Genomic DNA, 19,726 nt, shown 5'->3' with positions numbered 1-19,726 from the left:
ACGCGTACGCCCGGCCCGTCCGCCGCATTAGGGTGACGGCATGTCGGCGACGCGCTACACCTACCTCGGCCCTGAAGGCACCTTCACCGAAGCCGCCCTGCGCACCCTGCCGGAGGCCGCGACCCGCGAGCTGGTGCCGATGGTCTCGGTGCCCGCGGCCCTCGACGCCGTGCGCGCGGGCGAGGCCGCGGCGGCGCTGGTGCCGATCGAGAACTCGGTGGAGGGCGGCGTCACGACCACCGTGGACGAGCTCGCCAAGGGCGAGCCGTTGATGATCTACCGCGAGGTGGTCCTGCCGATCGCCTTCGCCCTCCTGGTGCGTCCGGGCACCGCGCTCAAGGACGTCAAGACGGTGACCGGGCACCCGGTGGCCCAGCCGCAGGTGCGCAACTGGCTGGCCGCCCAGCTGCCGGACGCGGTGTGGGAGTCGGCGGCGTCGAACGCGGACGGCGCCCGCCTGGTGCAGGAGGGCCGGTTCGACGCGGCGTTCGCGGGCGAGTTCGCCGCGGCGACGTACGGGCTCGAACCGCTGGTCACCGAGATCCACGACGCGGCGAACGCGGAGACGCGGTTCGTCCTCGTGGGCCGCCCGGCCCGGCCCGCGGCGCCGACGGGCGCGGACAAGACCTCGCTGGTGATCTGGCTCGGCGACGACCACCCCGGCGCGCTGCTCGAACTGCTCCAGGAGTTCGCGGTGCGCGGCGTCAACCTGATGCGCATCGAGTCCCGCCCGACCGGTCGCGGCATCGGCGACTACTGCTTCTCCGTGGACGCCGAGGGCCACATCACGGACCGCCGCGTCGGCGAGGCCCTGATGGGCCTGAAGAGGATCTGCCCGAAGGTGCGCTTCCTCGGCTCGTATCCGCGGGCCGGAGTGGCACCGGAGAACGTACGGCCGCTGCGGCCCGGGACGTCCGACGAGGACTTCACGTCGGCGTCGGACTGGCTCGCGCGCAGCCAGGACGGCCGATTCTGAGCGTTTGACGCCCCGCCACCGGGTCTTCCCGGCGCTTCCGCCTGCCTGCACACAGACCTGGATCGGTAGTCCTACCTGCAGATTTATGTTGTCCACAGAAGTTATCCACAGGTCCCCTTCTCGACCTGGGGACAAGTCGACACTGCAGTGCGACATCGTCGACAAAACGGCACTCAGCACCCAAGTCCGCCCACAGCCACTCCCGTCACTCCTTCGTCCACCTTTTTCCATGTGGTGACACTTTGGAGTTAACCAATTCCACTCGAAAGTTGGCGCTGAGCAGGTTTGGGAAGGGAATCCTTCACCGTGGGGGACCATGAAAGGGACCCCGATCCGGCGTCCACAGATCTTTCGCACAGCCTGTGGATAACTTTCCGGACACTCCGATTCCTGTGGACAACCAGCTCCCCAAGTCCCGTTTCCCACAAGGGAATCCGGTCAAGGCGGCGAGGCCCATCTGCCCCGATTCGGGGAATGACGCCCGTTTTATTGACCCTCCCGGACCATGCGCCGGGACCGCGACGAGCACCCAGCGAGCACGCGCCCACACCCGCGAAAGCGCGGGAGGCGGGCGAGACGATGGGCGAGAAATTCACATTCCGGCATTTCGGTCATATCGGAGGTCAGGGGAAAATCAAGTCGTGGGCCGGAAGCGCACGAAGGTAGCCTGGGGGGGTGATTGACCTTCGCCTGCTCCGTGAGGACCCCGACCGTGTTCGCGCTTCGCAGCGCGCCCGTGGAGAGGACGTCGGCCTCGTCGACTCCCTCCTCTCCGCCGACGAGCGGCGCAGGTCGTCAGGGGTCCGCTTCGACGAGCTCCGTTCCGAGCAGAAGGCGCTCGGCAAGCTCATCCCCAAGGCCTCCGGCGACGAGAAGGCCGAGCTCCTGAAGAAGGCGGGCGAGCTGGCCGCCGCGGTCAAGGCCGCGAACGCCGAGCAGGACGAGGCCGACGAGGAGACCAAGCGCCTGCTCCTCCGCCTCGGCAACCTCGTGCACCCGGACGTCCCGGTCGGCGGCGAGGAGGACTTCGTCGTCCTGGAGACGCACGGCACCGTCCGCGACTTCGCCGCCGAGGGCTTCGAGCCGAAGGACCACCTGGAGCTCGGCCAGGCGCTCGGCGCCATCGACGTCGAGCGCGCCGCCAAGGTCTCCGGCTCGCGCTTCTACTACCTGACGGGCGTCGGCGCGCTCCTGGAGCTCGCGCTGGTCAACGCGGCCATCGCGCAGGCCACCGAGGCCGGGTTCATCCCGATGCTGACCCCCGCGCTCGTCCGCCCGCACGCCATGGAGGGCACGGGCTTCCTCGGCCAGGCCGCGGAGAACGTGTACCACCTGGAGAAGGACGACTTCTACCTGGTCGGCACCTCCGAGGTCCCGCTCGCGGCGTACCACATGGACGAGATCATCGAGGCCGACAAGCTCCCCCTGCGGTACGCGGGCTTCTCGCCCTGCTTCCGCCGCGAGGCGGGCACGTACGGCAAGGACACCCGCGGCATCTTCCGGGTGCACCAGTTCGACAAGGTCGAGATGTTCTCGTACGTCGCCCCCGAGGACGCCGTGGCCGAGCACCAGCGGCTCCTCGACTGGGAGAAGCAGTGGCTGAACAGCCTGGAACTGCCCTTCCAGGTGATCGACGTCGCCACGGGCGACCTGGGCGCGTCCGCCTCCCGCAAGTTCGACTGCGAGGCGTGGATCCCCACCCAGGGCAAGTACCGCGAGCTGACCTCCACGTCGAACTGCGACGGCTTCCAGGCCCGTCGGCTCTCCGTGCGCATGCGCGAGGACAAGGACGGCAAGAAGACCGTCCAGCCGCTCGCCACCCTGAACGGCACGCTGTGCGCCGTGCCGCGCACCATCGTGGCGCTCCTGGAGAACCACCAGCTCGCGGACGGCTCCGTGCGCGTCCCCGAGGTGCTCCGTCCGTACCTGGGCGGCCGCGAGATCCTGGAGCCCCTCGCCAAGTGAGCTCCGACGGCCCCGCCTTTCCGTACAAGCTCGTCGCCACCGACCTCGACGGAACGCTCCTGCGTCCCGACGACTCGGTGTCGGCGCGCACCCGTGACGCGCTCACCGCGGCCACCGCGGCGGGCGCGGCCCACATCATCGTCACCGGCCGCTCGGTGCCGTGGACGCGGCACGTCCTCGAGGACCTCGGCTACGAGGGCATCGCCGTGTGCGGCCAGGGCGCGCAGGTCTACCACGCGGGCGAGCGGCGCCTGCTCACGTCGGTCACGCTGGACCGGCAGCTGGCGGGCCTGGCGCTGGCGAAGATAGAGGCGGAGGTCGGCCCGCTGGCGCTCGCCGCGAGCCGTGACGGCATCGACGGCGAGGTCCTCGTCGGCCCCGGGTACGTGGTCCAGGACGGCCCGCTCCCCGCGGTCCCGCTCGCCGACCCGGCCGACCTGTGGTCGGCTCCGCTGAACAAGCTGTACGTCCAGCACCCGGGCCTCGACGACGACGCGCTCACGGCCGTGGCGCGGGAGGTCGCGGGGGACCTCGTGGGCGTCACGATGGCCGGCGAGGGCATCGTGGAGATACTGCCGCTGGGTCTGACCAAGGCGACGGGCCTGTCCCTGGCCGCCCGTCGGCTCGGCGCGAAGGCCGTGGACACGATCGCGTTCGGCGACATGCCCAACGACATCCCCATGTTCGCCTGGTCCGCCCACGGTGTGGCCATGGCCAACGCCCATGAGGAGCTCAAGGCGGTCGCGGACGAGGTGACGACGTCCAACGAGGCCGACGGCATCGCGGTCGTCCTGGAACGGCTGCTGGGTTAGGCGCGACGCCGGGCTCCGGTGCGGCTCGGACAGGGCGCCGGGCTCCGGCCCGGCACACCCCCTCCGGGAGGGGCGGCCCGCGCAGTGCTGCGCGCTCGAAGCGGCCGCCCCCGGGCGGTCTCCCCCGTGACGGGGCTCCACGGAGTGGGTGAGGACTCCGGAGCCTGCCGCGGACCGCCCTGCCGGAAGCGCGACGCCCCTTGCGGACCGTCGGCTTCACTCCCGGTAGGAGAACGCCGGAGTGGTGGCTTCCGGCGTGTGGTGACACAACTACTGTGCCGGGCCCGGTGGTTGCCCGCCACCGAATTTCTCGCGGGCCGAGCCGGGCACGCTTCCGGGCTCAGCCCTCGCGCCGCTTGCGTCTGCGCTTGCGGGCCCGGCTGAAGAACCACCCGGCGGGCGGCTCGTCGGACCGCCACGGCTGCGGCTCGGGGGCCTGCTGCCGCCAGCGGGCGGTGAGCATCCGGGCCCGCGCGGAGGGCTCGGCGGCCCCGGCAGACCGTATGAAGTCGTCGTCGAGGACCACCTCGTCCCAGGCGTCCCTCCCGGGACCCTCGCCCCGTCCCTCGTCCGATGCCATCGCGGCACCTCCTAGACACTCCTGCGCATCCCCTTCCCACCAGTGTCCCGGCAGGAGGGTGAAGGCACCGTCAAGGCGGCTCGCCGGGGCTACTCGTCCCCGGCGACGGTCAGGGTCCGCAGCTTCTGGCCCGCGTACCAGGTGGCCCCGGCCGTGACCACGACCAGCAGGATCACGGCGGCGGGCAGGCCCACGTCGGAGGTCACGAGCTGGCCCCCGTCGGCGGCCTTGTGGGCCACGGCGAGCGACCACTGCTGGACGCTCAGCGTGCGGGCCCCGGAGACCAGGGAGCCGAAGAGGGCCTCCCAGACGAGCGCGTACACGAGCCCGAAGACCACGGCGTGCCGGGTGACCGTGCCGAGCAGCAGGAAGATCGCCGCGTACGCGATGGAGGACACCAGGGCGGCGATCGTGTAGGCGACGGCGACCTGCTGGCTGTTGCCGTTGAGGATCAGGCCCGCGATGAGCGTCGGGACCGCCGAGAACGCCATGGTGACGGCGACGGCCACGGTGAGCTTGGTGACGATGATCGTGGGGCGTTTGACCGGCTTGGACAGCAGGTACATCACGGAGCCGTCGTCGATCTCGGGGCCGATGGCGCCGGTGCCCGCGATGACGCCGATGATCGGCACCATGGTGGCGAGCGCGAAGCCGCCGAGCAGGTCGGAGGCCACTTGGTCGTCGGCGCCGCTGAAGCCGCGCACCGCGGCCGCGATCACGACGAGCAGCAGGGGCAGGGCGAAGAGGATCAGTGCCCGGCGGCGGCCGAGCAGGGCCCGGTAGGTGAGCCGGGCGACAGTGGGGTCGTACACGATGGCTCCCTTTCAGGCCGCGACGAGGTAGGAGAAGACCGACTCGAGGGACTCGTCCGAGGGCGAGACCGTGAGCAGCCGGATGTCGTGTTCGCGCGCGACGCGGGGCAGCAGGCTGGTGAACCGGCCGAAGTCGACGGCCTGGATGCGCAGTGCGCCCTCCTTGAGGTCGACCTCGATGCCCGCGGTGGACGGGTCGGCGATCAGCGCGGCCGCGAGCGCGCGGTCGTCGCTGGAGCGCACCAGGTAGCGGTGCGGCCGGTCCGTCATGAGGCGGCGGATCTTCCGGAAGTCACCACTCGCGGCGTGCCGCCCGGCGACGATCACCTCGATGTGCGAGGCGAGCTGTTCGACCTCTTCGAGGATGTGGGAGGAGAACAGGACGGTGCGGCCCTCGTCGCCCATCTTCCGCAGCAGGTCCATGAGCTGCATGCGCTGGCGCGGGTCCATGCCGTTGAAGGGTTCGTCGAGCAGCAGCACGGACGGTTCGTGGACGAGCGCGGAGGCCATCTTCACGCGCTGCCGCATGCCCTTGGAGTACGTGGAGATCTTGCGGTCCTGCGCGTACTCCATCTCGACCGTGGCGAGGGCCCGTTGGGCCGCCTTCTTGCCCAGGCCGTGCAACTCGGCGTTGGCGACGACGAATTCGATGCCGGTGAGGAAGTCGTACATGCCCTCGCGCTCGGGCACGATGCCGAGGTGCTTGTAGATCTCCTCGTTGCGCCAGGTGGGCTTTCCGTCGAGGGTGACGGAGCCGGTGGAGGGGGCGAGGAAGCCGCCCATCATGCTGATGAGGGTGGACTTCCCGGCGCCGTTGGGGCCGAGCAGGCCGGTGACTCCGGGGCTGATGGTCATCGTGACGTCGTTGACGGCCACCACGTTGCCGAACCAGCGTGAGACGTGGTCGATGCTGATCGTGGTCATAGTCCGGCCTTCCGGTAGCGGCGCATGAGAGCCGCGTAGCTGCCCGCTACGAGGGCGAGAACGAGGAGGAGGTAGACGACCCCGACGCCCGCCGAGGGGCCTTCGTTGCCGGGGAACGAGGAGGTCGCGCCGAGGAAGGCGGTCTGCACGCCGTCGATGAGGGTGATCGGCGAGAACAGGCCGAGCCACTGGATGGCGGTTTCGTTGCCCCCCTGTTCGTCCGCGATGGCCTGGACAGTGGACACCGCTCCGTAGGAGATGGTGAGCACGGCGATGACGGCGGCGATGCCGAAGCCGCGGCGGGGCGTCACGGCGGAGATGACGAGCGCGATCCCGGAGAAGAGCAACGACAGCAGGGCGACGGAGACGAGCCCCTGGGCGAACCCCTTCGTCTGCTCCGCGAAGTCCAGCTTCGCCAACAGCGCCCCTACGTAGAGCACGATCAGCGGCGTCGCGGTGAGGACGAACAGGGCCGACGCCATGGCCGCGAACTTCGCGCGTACGTAGTCGACGCGTTCGATGGGGCGGGAGAAGTACAGCGGCACGGTCTTGAACCGCAGGTCCCTGGAGACGGTCTGCGGGGCCTGGGCCGCCAAGTAGAGGCCGATGACGGCCTGGAGGAGCACCGCGTAGCGCGTGTAGTCCACGGGCAGTTCGTCGGCCTTGGTGGTGATGGCGACCGCGACCATGATCAGCGCGGGGGCGCACATGACCCCGAAGAGGATCATCGGGAGCACCTTGGACTTGGCCGAGCGGCCGAGGCCGTAGGCGCCGCGCAGGCTCTGCGAGTACAGCGAGCGGGTGGCGTAGGCACGGCCGAGGCGGGGGCCGTCGTAGGTGCGGTATCCGATGTTGTGGATCTGGGTGGCGCCGGCGTCGCGCGCCCGTGTCGACTCGGCGGTCATCGCTTGCCGCCTCCCGTCTGCTCGGCGGCGGCCGTGGTCGCCGCCCGGGCGGCCGCGTGCTCGGAGACCTGCTCCGGCCGCGGCTCGTCCTGGGAGCGGAAGACCTCCGCGATGTGGTGCCTGCGCTGTTCCATGCGGACGAGGCCGAGGCCGAGGTCGGCGACGGTGTCCCGGACGAGGTCGTACGTCGCCTCGTCCGTGGCGTCGAGCAGGAAGATGTGGCCCGCGCCGGGCAGCCCGCCCCCGTCGTCGTGGGTGGTCACGCCGTGGGCGTGCAGGGCCGCGCGCAGCGCGCCGGTGCCGTCGGGGTGCTCGTCGCTGTCGGTGACCTCGATGGCGAGGGTCGTGGTGCTCTGCGTGAAGTCCGTGGTGGAGCTGGAGCGCAGGAGCTTGCCGCCGTCGATGACGACGACGTGGTCGCAGGTGCGCTCCAGCTCGCCGAGGAGGTGTGACGTGACCAGGACGGAGATGCCGAAGTCGGTGTGCACGCGCCGGATCAGGTCCAGCATCTCGTCGCGGCCGACGGGGTCGAGGCCGTTGGTCGGCTCGTCGAGGAAGACCAGCTGGGGGTCGTGCACGAGCGCCTGGGCGAGCTTCACGCGCTGCTTCATGCCGGTCGAGTAGCCGCCGATGGGGCGGTAGCGCTCCTCGTAGAGGCCGACGTGGCGCAGGGTGTCGGCGGTGCGCTCGCGGGCCGCGGCGGGCGGCAGGCCGGACATGCGCGCCATGTGGACGACGAACTCGGTGGCCGAGACGTCGGGCGGCAGGCAGTCGTGCTCGGGCATGTAGCCGACGCGCTCGCGGATCTCGCCGCCGCTGGTGGCGACGTCGAGGCCGAGCACGGACGCGGTGCCCTCCGTGGCGGGGGACAGACCCAGCAGGATCTTGATCATCGTTGACTTGCCGGCGCCGTTGGCTCCGACGAGTCCGGTCACACCGGGCCCGATGTCCAAGGTCAGCCGGTCAAGCGCGGTCACCTTCGGGAACCGCTTGCTCAGGCTTTCGGTCGCGATCACAGTCACGTGTTCGACGGTAGTGGCGCGGACCACACCGGGGCGTCAGTCCACAGGCTGTCTCCGCCCTCACTCTGGAGTATTACGGGCCCGTAGGGGTCGTCCGGAGGTCGAACCCCTGGGGGTTCCTCCGGAGGCCCCCTCAGGGTTCTTCCGGACCTGTCCCGAAGGCTCACGCAGACCTATTGACGCAGCCGCCAGGCATTGTCACATTCATCAGTGTCAAGTTACGAGCACGTACGGGGACGGCACGGTGACGCGGCGCGTCGGGGTGCCGTCCCGGCGGGCGTGGACCGGACACGGGACGGACGGTGGCATGACCTCAGCAGTGAAGGGTGAACTCTCCGCGGAGCTGCGGGGGTTCCGCCGCGTGCAGACCCTCGCGTACGAATGCGCGGAAGCGGTCGCCGCCCAGCTCAAGCCGGGCGTGACGGAGCGCGAGGCGGCGCGGATGCAGCGGGTGTGGCTGCGCGAGCGAGGCGTGCGGGACTGGTTCCACCTGCCCTTCGCCTGGTTCGGCGACCGCACGGCGTTCGTGAACTTCCGGGTGCCGCTGCAGTTCTTCCCCACCCACCGCAGGCTGGAGCCGGGGATGCCGTTCATCCTCGACATGGCCCCGGTGTTCGAGGGCTATACGGCCGACATCGGCTACTCGGGCTGCCTCGGGCTCAATCCGGTCCACGACCGGCTCCTCGCCGACCTGCGGGCGCACCGCGAGCTGATCCTGCGCGAGGTGCGCGAGCGCCGCCCGCTGCGCGAGATCTACGAAGACGTGGACCGGCTCATGGTCCGCCAGGGCTACGCCAACCGCCATCGCGCCTATCCCTTCGGCGTCATCGCGCACAAGGTCGACCGGGTCAAGGAGCGCCGCTTCTCGCCGCACGTGTTCGGCTTCGGCACCCAGTCCCTGAAGGGCCTCGCGAGCGACGCGCTGCACGGCCACCGGGACGGCTGGTCGCCCCTGTGGTCGCCGTACAAGTTCTCCGACCACCCGCCGCGGCCGGGCCTGTGGGCGGTCGAGCCGCACCTCGGATTCCGGGGCACGGGGGCGAAGTTCGAGGAGATCCTGGTCGTCACCGACTCCAAGGACCCCGAGGAGAGCGCGTTCTGGCTGGACGACGACCTGCCGCACGTGCGGCGCTGGTCCGTGGAAGACGCTGAGAGGGCTGCCGTATGACGACCGTGGAACTGAAGGGCGCGCGCGAGCGCTGGGTGCGCACCGGCGGGGTGGAGCTGTGCGTCGCCGAGCTGGGCGAGGCCGGGCGGCCCACGGTGCTGCTCGTGCACGGCTATCCGGACTCCAAGGAAGTGTGGTCCGAGGTCGCCACGCGCCTGGCCGAGCGCTTCCACGTCGTGCTGTACGACGTGCGCGGCCACGGCAGGTCGACGGCCCCCAAGCCGCTGCGCGGCGGCTTCACGCTGGAGAAGCTGACGGACGACTTCCTCGCGGTCGCCGACGCGGTCAGCCCGGACGAGCCGGTGCACCTGGTGGGCCACGACTGGGGCTCGGTGCAGGCCTGGGAGTTCGTGACGGTCCAGCGCACCCAGGGACGGATCGCGTCCTTCACGTCGATGTCCGGCCCGTCCCTCGACCACTTCGGACACTGGATCAAGAAGCGCCTGTCCCGGCCCACGCCGCGCCGGGCCGCCCAGCTCGTCAACCAGGGCGCCAAGTCCTGGTACGTGTACATGCTGCACACCCCGGTCCTCCCCGAGCTGGCCTGGCGCGGCCCGCTCGGCCGGCGCTGGCCGAAGATCCTCCAGCGCGTGGAGAAGGTGCCCGCGGACGGCTACCCCACGCCGTCCCTGCCCACGGACGCCGCGCACGGCGCCTGGCTCTACCGCGACAACGTCCGCGCCCGGCTGCGCCGCCCCCGCCCGGACGCGTACGCGCACGCGCCGGTGCAGCTCATCACGCCCTCGGGCGACGCCTTCCTGTCCCAGCGGCTGTACGACGACCTGGACCAGTGGGCCCCGGAGCTGACCCGGCGCACGCTGCCCGCCAAGCACTGGGTGCCGCGCACCCGCCCTGACCAACTGACCTCCTGGATCACGGAGTTCGTCACCGCCCACGAGGACGGCGTGCCGCCGGTGGCGAGCGCGGCCGAGGCTCCGGGCACGTACGCCGAGCGGTTCTCCGGCCAGCTGGTGCTCGTCACAGGCGCGGGCAGCGGCATCGGGCGGGCCACGGCCTTCGCGTTCGCCGAGGCGGGCGCGCGCGTGGTGGCCGTCGACCGGGACGCGGAGAGCGCGGCCCGCACCGCCGAGCTGTCCCGGCTCGTCGGTGCCCCCGCGGCCTGGGCCGAGACGGTCGACGTGAGCGACGAGCAGGCGATGGAGAAGCTCGCCGAGAAGGTCGCCGCGGAGTATGGCGTGGTGGACGTCCTGGTGAACAACGCGGGCGTCGGCCTGTCCGGCTCCTTCCTCGACACCAGCGCCGAGGACTGGAAGAAGGTCCTGGACGTCAATCTGTGGGGCGTCATCCACGGCTGCCGCCTCTTCGGCAAGCAGATGGCCGAGCGCGGCCAGGGCGGCCACATCGTGAACACCGCGTCGGCGGCGGCCTATCAGCCCTCGCGCGCCCTGCCCGCGTACAGCACGTCGAAGGCGGCCGTCCTGATGCTCAGCGAGTGCCTGCGCGCCGAGCTCGCGGGCCGGGGCATCGGCGTCTCCGCCATCTGCCCCGGCTTCGTGAACACGAACATCACGGCGACGGCCCGCTTCGCCGGGGTCTCCGCCACCGAGGAGGCCCGCCGCCAGAAGAGGTCCGCCCGGCTCTACGGCCTGCGCAACTACCCACCGGAGAAGGTCGCCGACGCCGTGCTGCGTGCCGTGGTCCGCAACCAGGCCGTGGTGCCGGTCACCCCGGAGGCACGCGGCGCCCATCTCATGTCCCGGTTCTCGCCCAGGGCCCTGCGCGCGCTGGCCCGATTGGAGCCACCGCTGTGAGCACGGAGCACGGCACCCCGCCGCCCCTCGAGGAGCACTACACGATCGTTCCGCGCCGGGTCACCTTCGACTGGGACGCCACCCCGCTGCACTGGATCCCGGGCGAGCCCACGGCCACCCATGTCATCAACGTCCTGCATCTGCTGCTCCCGGCGGGCGAGCGATGGTTCGTGAAGGTCTTCAAGGAGGGCCTGCCGCTGATCACCGATCCGGTGCTGCGCGCGGACGTCAAGGGGTTCATGGGGCAGGAGGCCACGCACAGCGTGCAGCACGCGTACGTGCTCGATCACCTGGCCGCGCAGCACCTGGACACCACCGGGTTCACGAAGTACGTGGACTTCCTGTTCGAGAAGCTCCTCGGCGAGCGGCCGCCGCTGGGCGCGCCCGTGGCCACGCAGGAGTGGCTGCGCTTCCGGCTCGCGATCGTCGCGGCCATCGAGCAGTTCACGGCCGTGCTCGGCGACTGGGTGCTGCACGCGGAGGGGCTCGACCGGGCCCGGGCGGACGAGGTGATGCTGGACCTGCTGCGCTGGCACGGCGCGGAGGAGGTCGAGCACCGCGCGGTCGCCTTCGACATGTACCAGCACTGCGGCGGCACCGGCGCTCCCCGGTACGTCCGCCGGGTGGCGGGCATGGCGGTCACGGCCCCCGTGATGCTGTACCTGTGGCTCTGGGGCGCCGCGTATCTCATCCGCCACGATCCGCGGCTCGCGGGGCGGCTGCGGTATTCGCTGCTCGCGCACCACAGGGCGGTCAGAAAGGGCCTGCTGCCGCCGTGGCGGCAGATAGGCGCGGCCGTGCCCCGCTATCTGCGGCGGTCGTACCATCCGTCGCAGGAGGGGTCGCTGCGCAGGGCCGTCGAGTATCTGGCGTGGTCGCCCGCCGCGCGGGCCGCGGTGGCGGCGGCCGGGCGCGCGGCCATCGCGTAGCGCGGAGCACGACCGGGTGCCACCGGGAAAGGACGGGGGAGCGGTGGACGGACGCAGGGAGGAAGCCCGCGCATCGGCGCCGGGTGCGCCGCGGGTGGAGTCGGCGGGCACGCCCTGGGTGGAGGCGCCGCCGGGCACGCCCCGGGTGGAGTACCGCATAGAGGATCTCGCCCACCACAGCGGAGCCACCGTGCGCACCATCCGGGCCTATCAGGACCGCGGCCTGCTCCCCCGGCCCGAGCGGCGCGGGCGGTCCAATGTGTACGGCGACGCCCATCTGGCGCGGCTGCGGCAGATCGCCGACCTGCTCGACCGGGGCTACACCCTGGCCTCCATCAAGGAGTTGCTCGAAGCCTGGGACGCGGGCCGGGGCCTCGGCGGTGTGCTCGGCCTGGTCGCCGAGGTCGACGGGCCGTGGACGGACGAGAAGGCCGACCGGATCACCCGGGCGGAGCTGGAGGCGGCGTTCGGCGGCACTCCGGACGACGCCGCGGTCGCGGACGCCGCAGTCGCGGACGCCGTGGCGCTCGGCGTCCTTGAGCCGCTGCCGGACACGGACGACGAGTTCCTGGTGCCGAGCCCTCAAGAGCTCGCGGTGGCGGCCGAGTTGCACGCGGCGGGTGTTCCGCTGTCGGCGATCTCGGGCCATTTGCGGGAGTTGCGGGGTCAGGTCGAGCACATAGCGGCGCGTTTCCTGGAGTTCACGAATGAGCACGTCTTCGCGCGGTATCTGGGAAACCATCCGCCGAGCGAGGCGGACGCGGCTGAGGCGGCCTCGCTCATCCGCAGGCTGAGGCCGCTCGCGCAGAAGTCGGTCGACGCGGAACTGGCCCGCGCCATGCGCCTGTTCGCCACCCGGAACCTCCGTCGGCACCTGGCCGCCGAGGAGCCGCCGCGACAGCCCGCCGAGCTGCAGTACGTGGCGCTGCCCGCCAGCACAATGGACGCGGTCCAGGCGTTGGTTGGGCAGGAGAACGTGGCGGCGTTCATCACGGCGGCGGCCGAACGGGAGCTGCACGCCAGGACATTGGATGCACTCACGGCAAGTGGGGGAGATTCCGGCATAGTTGCCCAAAAGCCGCCTTCCACCTGAGAGTTGTCCACAGAATTCCCAAGTGGCCTGTGGATAACTGCACTTGTCTGTGGATCAAACATGGAAAGCCGAATTCCACGATGAAAAGTCGATGGCAGAAAACCGAGTGCGTGGAGAACGGTGGACCGCGACGCTGAAGAGATGAAAGAACGACAAGACCCGGAAGACCGGCCTCCGGACGCCCGGAGCGCCGCGGAGGCGCCGCCGGGCGGCGAGCACACCGTAAAAGTGCCGCCGGACGGCCCGCGCACGGCAAAGGCCCCTCTGGACGACCAGCGCACCGAGGAGTTGCCCCCGGGCAACCCCCGCACCGCCAAGGCCCCACCGGTTGGCCAGCGCACCGCAATGGCCCCTCCCAACAGCCCGCGCACCGCAAAGGGCCGTCCCGACAGCCCGCCCACCGCGAAGGCCCCACCGGTTGGCCAGCGCACCACGGGGGCGCCTCCCGACAACCCCCGCACCGCAAAAGCGCCTCCCCATGACCAGCGCACCGCAATGGCCCCTCCCGACAGCCAGCGCACCGTAAAGGTGTCGAAGTATCTGTCGAAGCACCTGCGCCATCAGCCCGAGCGCATCGGGATCACGCTCGACGACGGAGGCTGGGTGGACATCGGCACGTTGATCGCGGCCGCCGCGGCCCATGGGTTCCGCTTCACCCGGGCCGAGCTCGACCACGTGGTGGCCGCCAGCGACAAGCAGCGGTTCGCGGTCGACGGCGACCGGATCCGCGCGAACCAGGGCCACTCCGTCGCCGTGGACCTCCAGCTGCCCCCGGCCGCCCCGCCCCCGCATCTCTTCCACGGCACCGTGGCCCGCCATCTGCCCGCGATCCGCGCCGAGGGCCTGCGGCCGATGACCCGGCACGCGGTGCACCTCTCGCCCGACCACGGGACGGCGACGCGCGTGGGCGCGCGGCGCGGCCGACCCGTCGTCCTGACCGTCGACTCCGGCGCGATGCACCGCGACGGCCACGTCTTCCACGTCAGCGCCAACGGCGTCTGGCTCACCGCCGCCGTGCCCGCCAGCTATCTGCGCTTTCCGGCGCCGGACTGACCCGGCAAGATCGATGGGTATGGAGCATCTGCACAGCACCGAGGCCGCCGTGAGGGCGCTGCGGGAGATAGCCCGCGAGTACGGCCTTGAGATGGAGGTCGGCCACGACATAGGCGCCGACCGGACCTCCCGCCGCACCGCGGCCGGTGTCGCCGTGACGACCGACGCGGACGGCTCGCTGCCGCACGAGGCGTTCGTGGAGTTCGGCGGGTCCCCGCGGGTGTCCGTGCGGCTCTACCCGGACGACGACGCCCTGATAGACGTCGACGGCGTCGAGTGCCACGACGTGCCGCGCGACCACGTGCCGCCCTTCCTGCGGTCCGTCTTCGGCGGCCTCGCGTACGTCAAGGGGCGGCGCTTCCCGCCCGGCTACTGGCTGGTCGTACCGCTGCCCGGGGACGCGACGTACAAGGAGCTCATCCCCATGATCTCGCTCACTCCCTGGCTCAGCGGAAAGGTCCGCTGAAGTCCCGGGCACGGAGCGAAGTGCCTGGCAGCGGCCGTGCCCGGGACCGCGCAGGCGTCCGGCGGGCGGGGCGGGGCCCGCTGGGGGCCGCCGTAGGCTCGATCACATGAGTCTGCGTCTGAGCACCGTGATCCTGCCCGTGACCCGCTGGCACGAGGGCGGCAGGGAGCGCTGGCAGCGCGCCGAGGAGCTGGGCTTCCACACCGCGTACACCTACGACCACCTGTCCTGGCGGACCTTCCGCGACGGCCCGTGGTTCGGCGCGGTGCCCACGCTGACCGCCGCCGCGGCCGCCACCGAGCGCATCCGCCTGGGCACGCTCGTGACCTCGCCCAACTTCCGGCACCCGGTCACGCTCGCCAAGGAACTGATCACGCTGGACGACGTATCGAACGGACGGATCACCCTCGGCATCGGCGCGGGCGGCAACGGCTTCGACGCCACCGCGCTGCGCCGCGCCGACGACGAGCCCTGGACACCCCGTGAACGCGCGGACCACTTCGGAGAGTTCCTGCCGCTGCTCGACCGGCTGCTCACCGAGGACGCCGTGACCTACGAGGGCGAGCACTACGCGGCGCACGAGGCACGGAACATCCCGGGCTGCGTGCAGCGCCCCCGGCTGCCGTTCGCGGTGGCCGCGACGGGCCCGCGCGGCCTGAGGCTCGCCGCCCGGTACGGCCAGGCGTGGGTGACCACCGGCGACCCGAAGATCTTCGCCACCGGCACCCCCGAGGAGTCCCTGGAAGCCATCCGCGGCCAGGTCGACCGCCTCGGCGCCGCCTGCGAGCAGACCGGCCGCGACCCCGGCGAGCTGGACAAGATCCTGCTCACCGGCTTCACGCCGGACCGGCCGCTGGAGTCCTTCGACGCCTTCGTGGAGTTCGCGGGCAAGCACGCCGCGCTCGGCTTCGACGAGATCGTGCTGCACTGGCCGCTGCCGGGCACGGACTTCGCCGCGGACCAGAAGGTCTTCGAGCGCATCGCGACGGAGGCGCTGGCGCAGCTGTAGCCGACGACGGCGGGGGGGCGGGGGCTCGTCCGCCGTAGCACGGGGTACCGGCGGGGCGTGTGGGGGCGTGTCGTACTCACATGTGCGCCCCACCACACACCCGTGCGCGCATATGCGGGACAATCAGCTACGTGACCTCAGCTACCGCCCGGCCCCGGACCCCGGCCCCCTCCGTCCCGCCCCGGCTGATCGCCACGGACCTGGACGGCACGCTGCTGCGCGACGACAAGTCCGTGTCCGAGCGCACGGTCGCCGCGCTCGCCGCCGCCGAGACCGCGGGGATCGAGGTCTTCTTCGTGACCGGGCGCCCGGCGCGCTGGATGAACGTGGTCGCCGACCACGTCCACGGCCACGGCCTGGCGATCTGCGCCAACGGCGCGGCGGTCGTCGATCTGCACGGCGGCCCCGGCGCGCACCGCTTCACCAAGGTGCGGGGCCTGACCCCACAGAACACCTTGGAGGTCGTCGAGCTGCTCCGCGCCGCCGCCCCCGGAACGTCCTTCGCCGTCGACCGGACCGGTGGGGTGCACCACGAGCCGCAGTACCCGCCGCTGCGCATGGACCCCGCGGGCAGCGTGGCCCCCGCCGAGAAGCTCCTCGTGGCCGACGCCGTCTGCGCGGACGAGCCCATCCTCAAGCTGCTCGCCCATCACCCCGAGATGGCGCCGGACGACTTCCTGGCCCTCGCGCGCGAGGCCGCGGGCGAGCGCGCCGAGATCACCCGCTCCAGCCCGACCGCCCTCCTGGAGATCAGCGCCCCCGGCGTCACCAAGGCGGGCACCCTCGCGCTGTGCTGCGCCGAGCGCGGCATCTCCCCCGCCGAGGTCGTGGCCTTCGGAGACATGCCGAACGACGTGGAGATGCTCTCCTGGGCCGGAGTGTCGTACGCGATGGGCAACGCCCACCCCGACGTGATCGCCGCCGCGTCGGGCCGTACGGTCGCCAACAACGAGGACGGCGTGGCCGTCGTCATCGAACGCATCCTGGCGGACCGCCTCTCCGTAGAGGCCGGTTGACCGGGCCGGTTCCATTGACCGGGCCGGTCACCCCGTAGAGGTCGATTCCAGGCTCACCCCGCGCTCGGCCAGCCACTTCACCGGGTCCACTCCCGAGCCCAGGTCCGGCGTGAGGCGGGTTTCGAAGTGCAGGTGCGGGCCGGTCGAATTGCCGGTCGTGCCCGCCTGCCCGACCCACTGCCCGGCGCGCACCGCGTCCCCCTGGTCGACGGTCACGGCCGCCAGGTGCGCGTACTGCGTGTAGTAGCCGTCCGGGTGGCGCACCACGACCTCGATGCCGAAGCCCCCGCCGCAGGCGACCCGCACCACCCGCCCCGCGCCCACCGCCCGCACCGGGGTGCCGATGTCGACGGCGAAGTCCTGGCCCGTGTGTCGCCGCGCCCACCGCTCGCCCGCGCTGTCGAAGCCCGCGGACAGCTCGTACGTCTCCAGGGGTGTCACCCACGCGCGCGTGGTGGCCGCTTCCGGCTGCTCCAGGCGGACGGCGCCCCGGCACTGACCGGCCGCGACGGACGCGTCGGCCTCTCCCTGGAGGGTCCAGCGCGCCGACTCCAGCTTCGTTTCGATGTCCCGTTTGAGGCGTGCGAGGCGTGCCGTGCGCCGGTCGAGGACGCCGCGCGCCCGCTCCGCCGACCGCCTGGCGGTCGTGAGCCGAGCGGCGGCCCGCTGGGTCTTGGCGACGGCGTTGGTGACGGCGAGGTCCGCCTGGCCCAGGGCGCGCCTGCCGCGCAGCAGTTCGTCGGGGCTGTCCGCGAGCAGCAGCCGCGCGGTGAGCGGCAGGCCGCCGCCGGTGCGGTACTGGGCGCTGGCCATCCGGCCGAGGTCCTCGTGCAGGACGGCGACCTGGTAGCGCTCCTCGGCGAGCAGCCGGTCGAGCTTCTTGACCCGGCCACGCTGCACTTCGGCGGCGCGCCGCTCCCCCTCGTAGCGCTCGGTGGCCTTCGCCGCGTCCTCGTAGAGCCGGGCCACCTCGGCGCTGGTGCCCGACCCGCCGTGGCCGTCGGTGGCGCCGGGCCCGTCGGTCCCGTCGGCGGCCGCGGGCGGCGGCGCGCCCAGGGCGAGGAACGCGCACAGCAGGACCGGCACGGCGACCAGGCACCGCGGTCGGCGGGTACGGAGACGGCTCGGGCGGCTCGGGCGGGCACACATGACTCGGATCGTTGCCTCCACGCGCGCGTGCTGCCCGGCGGACTCGTACGCGCGGGGGACCGGGTGACCCGTACGGCGCATCCCCGTACCGCCGATCAGCGGCCGCTCGTACGCGCCTGAGCGCCGATCAGCGGCCGGGCGCGAGCCGGGCTTCAGTGCGGCGCCTGCCACACCACCGTCGTGCCGCCGCCGTCCTCGCCGATGCCCGGCCCGTACCAGCTGGAGCCGCCCAGGGACTCGGCCCGCCGCTTGAGGTTCCTCAGGCCGCTGCGGCGACCGCCCTCGGTGATGCCCACGCCGTTGTCGGCCACCGTCAGGCGCACGCCCTGGCGGCCGTCGGGCAGCACGTGGGTGGCGTCGACGACGACGTCGATGCGGTCGGCGCCCGCGTGCCGGAAAGCGTTCGACAGGGCCTCGCGCAGGGCCGCGATGAGGTTCTTGCCGGTGTGCTCGCCGACGACCGTGTCGACGGGCCCCAGGAAGCGGTGCGAGGGCTTGAAGCCGAGCGGTACGGCCGCCATGTTGATCTCGCGCAGGACCCGGGTCCGCAGCCCCGAGGGCGCCTCGGCGGGCCCCTGCTGGAGCGCGAAGATCGCGGTGCGGATCTCCTGGATGGTCACGTCCAGCTCGTCGACGGCCTTGCCGACGCCTTTGACCACCTCGGGCACCACGGACCTGCGCTGGGCGCTCTCCAGCATCATCCCGGTGGCGAAGAGCCGCTGGATGACCAGGTCGTGCAGGTCGCGGGCGATGCGGTCGCGGTCCTCGTAGACCGCGAGCCGCTCCCGGTCGCGCTGCGCCTCGGCCATCATCAGGGCGAGCGCGGCCTGCGAGGCGAACTGGGTGGCGAGCGTCCGCTCCACCTCGGTGAACGGCCGTCCCCCACGCGCGCGTGGGGTGACGAGCGTCCCCAGGACCCGGCCGTCGCTCTGGAGGGGCAGCATCATCACGGGGCCGTACCCGCGCGCGAGGTCCGTCATGATGCGCGGGTCGGTGGCCGCGTCGTCGATGAACACCGCCTGCCCGTCGAGGAGGTCGGCGATGATGCGGCTCTCCGGGGGGACGGTGACGCCGAGCGCCCCGTTGGGCTCGTCCGAGGAGACGGCGACGATCTCCATGCCGCCCTCGTCGTCCGGGAGCAGCACGATCCCCGCCGCCGAGTCCGCGAGGTGCCGGGCCTGCTCCGCGACGACCGCGAGGGCGTCCTCCGCGTCGGAGCCCGAGAGCAGCGCCGTGGTGACCGCCACGGAGCCGTCGATCCACCGCTCGCGCTGCTTGGCGGCCTCGTAGAGGCGGGCGTTGCCGATCGCGATGCCCGCCTCCGTGGCGAGCACCCGCACCATGTGCATGTCGTAGTCGTTGAACTCTGCGGCCTCTCCGGGGTCCGCCCCGGTGCGCTTCTCCGTGAGGTACAGGTTCCCGAAGATCTCGCCCTGGACGCGGATCGGCACCCCCAGGAAGGTGCGCATCGGCGGGTGGTGGGCGGGGAAGCCGCAGGAGCGCGGGTCGGTGGAGAGGTCGGCGAGGCACAGCGTCTCGGGCTGGTGGATGAGCGCGCCCAGCAGCCCGCGGTGGCCGTCGGGCAGGTGGCCGATGCGCTCGGCGGTGGCCTCGTCGATGCCGAAGGAGACGAAGTCCGCGAGCCCCTCGCCGTCCTCGGCCACGACGCCGATCGCGGCGTAGCGGGCGTTCGTGAGCTTGGCTGCGGTCTCGCAGATGCGGTTCAGGGTGGTGTGCAGCTCCAACCCCGCGCCGACGGACCGCATCGCCTCCAGGAGCTGCGGTACGCGCGCGGTGAGCTCCGTGGAGAGCCCCTGAAGGCTGCGGCTGGCCCGCGCGGCGGCCTCGGCCGGGTCAGTGGGGTCGGGCGGGTCGGTGGGGCCGGTGGGGTCTGTGGAGCCGGACGAATCAGCGGGGCCCGGCGGTCCCGACGCCCCGGGCGGGCCGAGGGCACCCGATACGTCGGCAGCGCCCCCGGACGGCCTCGTCCCGCCCCCGGCCGCGCCCGCTGGGGCCGACGTGCCTTCGGAAGGCGGCGGCGCGGCGGAGGCCGGGGGGACGGACATGCCTTGAGC

18 protein-coding genes are annotated in these 19,726 nt (G+C 72.1%); 11 read left to right on the top strand and 7 right to left on the bottom strand.

Features of this window, described 5'->3' with window-relative positions; translation table 11 throughout:
* The first annotated feature begins 40 nt into the window (after positions 1–40).
* From pheA to ACIG3E_RS06230, 3 genes are all read left to right on the top strand, one after another.
* A complete protein-coding gene (pheA, locus tag ACIG3E_RS06240; RefSeq protein ID WP_399611891.1) occupies positions 41–976 on the top strand; it encodes a prephenate dehydratase in 936 nt (311 codons plus the stop codon).
* Between the two features lie 675 nt (positions 977–1,651).
* On the top strand, positions 1,652–2,941 hold the full coding sequence (serS, locus tag ACIG3E_RS06235; protein WP_399611888.1) for a serine--tRNA ligase: 1,290 nt from the start codon (positions 1,652–1,654) through the stop codon (positions 2,939–2,941).
* Positions 2,938–3,753, top strand: a complete 816-nt coding sequence (locus tag ACIG3E_RS06230) for an HAD family hydrolase (RefSeq protein ID WP_399611885.1) — start codon at positions 2,938–2,940, stop codon at positions 3,751–3,753. The genes serS and ACIG3E_RS06230 overlap by 4 nt, the downstream gene beginning before the upstream one ends.
* 340 nt (positions 3,754–4,093) lie before the next feature.
* Here the strand turns inward: ACIG3E_RS06230 and ACIG3E_RS06225 are convergent, their stop codons facing one another.
* From ACIG3E_RS06225 to ACIG3E_RS06205, 5 genes are all read right to left on the bottom strand, one after another.
* Positions 4,094–4,333 carry a hypothetical protein gene (locus ACIG3E_RS06225; RefSeq protein ID WP_399611884.1) on the bottom strand — a complete coding sequence of 80 codons (240 nt, stop codon included), beginning with the start codon at positions 4,331–4,333 and terminating at the stop codon, positions 4,094–4,096.
* An 89-nt stretch (positions 4,334–4,422) separates the two neighbouring features.
* Positions 4,423–5,145, bottom strand: coding sequence for an ABC transporter permease (locus tag ACIG3E_RS06220; RefSeq protein WP_399611881.1), 723 nt, complete (start codon positions 5,143–5,145; stop codon positions 4,423–4,425).
* 12 nt (positions 5,146–5,157) lie between these two features.
* Entirely contained in the window at positions 5,158–6,069 is a 912-nt protein-coding gene (locus ACIG3E_RS06215; protein ID WP_399611879.1) for an ABC transporter ATP-binding protein, read from the bottom strand.
* Positions 6,066–6,974, bottom strand: a complete 909-nt coding sequence (locus ACIG3E_RS06210) for an ABC transporter permease (protein WP_399611877.1) — start codon at positions 6,972–6,974, stop codon at positions 6,066–6,068. The genes ACIG3E_RS06215 and ACIG3E_RS06210 overlap by 4 nt, the downstream gene beginning before the upstream one ends.
* A complete protein-coding gene (locus ACIG3E_RS06205) occupies positions 6,971–7,990 on the bottom strand; it encodes an ABC transporter ATP-binding protein (RefSeq protein ID WP_399612184.1) in 1,020 nt (339 codons plus the stop codon). The genes ACIG3E_RS06210 and ACIG3E_RS06205 overlap by 4 nt, the downstream gene beginning before the upstream one ends.
* Positions 7,991–8,303: 313 nt before the next feature.
* Here ACIG3E_RS06205 and ACIG3E_RS06200 point away from each other — a divergent pair, with 313 nt between their 5' ends.
* The 8 genes from ACIG3E_RS06200 to ACIG3E_RS06165 all read left to right on the top strand — a co-directional run bounded on the left by ACIG3E_RS06200 (position 8,304) and on the right by ACIG3E_RS06165 (position 16,502).
* Positions 8,304–9,164: a M24 family metallopeptidase gene (locus tag ACIG3E_RS06200; RefSeq protein ID WP_399611874.1), complete on the top strand. Its 861-nt coding sequence runs from the start codon at positions 8,304–8,306 to the stop codon at positions 9,162–9,164.
* Positions 9,161–10,936, top strand: coding sequence for an SDR family oxidoreductase (locus ACIG3E_RS06195; RefSeq protein WP_399611871.1), 1,776 nt, complete (start codon positions 9,161–9,163; stop codon positions 10,934–10,936). The genes ACIG3E_RS06200 and ACIG3E_RS06195 overlap by 4 nt, the downstream gene beginning before the upstream one ends.
* Complete coding sequence (locus ACIG3E_RS06190) at positions 10,933–11,865, top strand: metal-dependent hydrolase (RefSeq protein ID WP_399611868.1); 933 nt, start codon at positions 10,933–10,935, stop codon at positions 11,863–11,865. Before ACIG3E_RS06195 ends, ACIG3E_RS06190 begins: the two co-directional genes overlap by 4 nt.
* Before the next feature lie 118 nt (positions 11,866–11,983).
* Entirely contained in the window at positions 11,984–12,958 is a 975-nt protein-coding gene (locus tag ACIG3E_RS06185) for a MerR family transcriptional regulator (protein WP_399612182.1), read from the top strand.
* 495 nt (positions 12,959–13,453) lie between these two features.
* Complete coding sequence (locus ACIG3E_RS06180) at positions 13,454–14,011, top strand: RNA 2'-phosphotransferase (protein WP_399611864.1); 558 nt, start codon at positions 13,454–13,456, stop codon at positions 14,009–14,011.
* A 19-nt stretch (positions 14,012–14,030) separates the two neighbouring features.
* The gene (locus ACIG3E_RS06175) at positions 14,031–14,477 is read left to right on the top strand and encodes a hypothetical protein (RefSeq protein ID WP_399611861.1); all 447 of its coding nucleotides are present in this window, start codon (positions 14,031–14,033) and stop codon (positions 14,475–14,477) included.
* A gap of 106 nt (positions 14,478–14,583) precedes the next feature.
* The gene (locus ACIG3E_RS06170; protein WP_399611858.1) at positions 14,584–15,486 is read left to right on the top strand and encodes an LLM class flavin-dependent oxidoreductase; all 903 of its coding nucleotides are present in this window, start codon (positions 14,584–14,586) and stop codon (positions 15,484–15,486) included.
* Between the two features lie 131 nt (positions 15,487–15,617).
* Complete coding sequence (locus tag ACIG3E_RS06165; protein ID WP_399611855.1) at positions 15,618–16,502, top strand: Cof-type HAD-IIB family hydrolase; 885 nt, start codon at positions 15,618–15,620, stop codon at positions 16,500–16,502.
* Between the two features lie 27 nt (positions 16,503–16,529).
* On the opposite strand, the gene ACIG3E_RS06160 is transcribed toward ACIG3E_RS06165, so the two are convergent.
* Entirely contained in the window at positions 16,530–17,651 is a 1,122-nt protein-coding gene (locus tag ACIG3E_RS06160) for a M23 family metallopeptidase (protein WP_399611852.1), read from the bottom strand.
* 152 nt (positions 17,652–17,803) lie between these two features.
* Positions 17,804–19,717, bottom strand: a complete 1,914-nt coding sequence (locus tag ACIG3E_RS06155) for a GAF domain-containing protein (RefSeq protein ID WP_399611850.1) — start codon at positions 19,715–19,717, stop codon at positions 17,804–17,806.
* Between the last annotated feature and the right edge of the window lie 9 nt (positions 19,718–19,726).

It is taken from the genome of Streptomyces sp. NPDC053474 (assembly GCF_044544845.1).
In the GTDB taxonomy this organism is placed as follows: Bacteria; Actinomycetota; Actinomycetes; order Streptomycetales; family Streptomycetaceae; genus Streptomyces.
This window is presented reverse-complemented; position numbering and strand designations above follow the sequence as displayed.